This is a genomic window from Virgibacillus sp. M23 (genome assembly GCF_034190895.1).
In the GTDB taxonomy this organism is placed as follows: Bacteria; Bacillota; Bacilli; order Bacillales; family Amphibacillaceae; genus Virgibacillus; species Virgibacillus salarius.
This window is the reverse complement of record NZ_JAWDHA010000409.1, coordinates 1-265: the sequence shown is the minus strand read 5'-3', so window position 1 is coordinate 265 and position 265 is coordinate 1. Positions and strand designations below refer to the sequence as shown.

The following is a 265-nucleotide window of genomic DNA, read 5'->3' as shown; positions in this document are numbered from 1 at the left end:
ACGGCAATCACCAAGCATCATGATGCCCTACGAATGGTATACCAATTTGATCCGAACGGCGTAAAACAAATCATTCGAAAGAGTACGGAAGATAAGCTGTTCGATTTTCAAGTATTTAATTATCGTTCTGTAGAAGACCATCAGAGAGAAATAGAAGTATGTAGTCAAATGATTCAGCGTGGGCTAGATATTGAAAACGGCCCACTTGTTAACGTAGCATTATTTCAAACGAATGAAGGGGACCATTTACTTTTTGTGATTCACC

1 protein-coding gene is annotated in these 265 nt (G+C 38.9%); it reads left to right on the top strand.

Annotated features, from left to right (window positions below):
- On the top strand, window positions 1-265 hold a 265-nt coding region (locus RVS70_RS23225), incomplete at both ends, for a condensation domain-containing protein (protein ID WP_321135109.1).